We start from the raw sequence: 555 nt of genomic DNA on the forward strand, positions 1-555 counted from the left end.
CCTTTACCCAAAAACAACTTCGGCAGACCTTGAAAAGCAGGATCTTGATAGAGGCTGATTACATCATCTATCGAGTCAACAATGGCTAAGTAGGAGCAAGTCTGCTCGATACCAAAAGTGTGAAAAGCCTTGAGGCTTGCGTGTTCTTTAATTTGCATAGTGATTTGCAACGCCAGATAAGATTCTCTTAAACTGGGCACATTCTACCCCAGTTAACTTTTAACCGCAGTGACAATACCTAACTCATTAATCATAGAAGTGTTAAATCCGATCAAACTCCCTTTGATCAAAAAGCTCTATAAAGCCCATTACCCCTCCGGGCGAGCCAAAAAAGATGAACTCATCATCACAGCCAGTCGTGAAGGTGTGATCGTCGCACTACTAAGATTAAAAACCGTAGAGCAATATCGCTTATTAACAGGCATGCTCGTCATCCCAGAAGTTAGAGGCACGAGCGTTGGCCGCACTCTGCTAGAGCATTGCGAGAACAAAGTTTTCGAAGATGGTGATTATTGCTTCGCTTTTAGCTACTTAGAAAAATATTATGCTCAACAT

The 555-nt window shown here is 42.2% G+C and carries 1 protein-coding gene and 1 pseudogene; one reads left to right on the top strand and one right to left on the bottom strand.

What is annotated here, in order from left to right:
- A pseudogene (locus R7E78_RS29410) lies at positions 1 to 158 on the bottom strand (UDP-N-acetylenolpyruvoylglucosamine reductase); the annotation flags it as partial.
- A 100-nt stretch (positions 159 to 258) separates the two neighbouring features.
- On the opposite strand from R7E78_RS29410, the gene R7E78_RS29415 reads away from it, so the two are divergent.
- Positions 259 to 555, top strand: a 297-nt coding sequence (locus R7E78_RS29415; RefSeq protein WP_318059056.1) for a GNAT family N-acetyltransferase, incomplete at its 3' end; no start/stop codon positions are given.

The sequence above is a fragment of the Vibrio sp. YT-19(2023) genome, assembly GCF_033337395.1.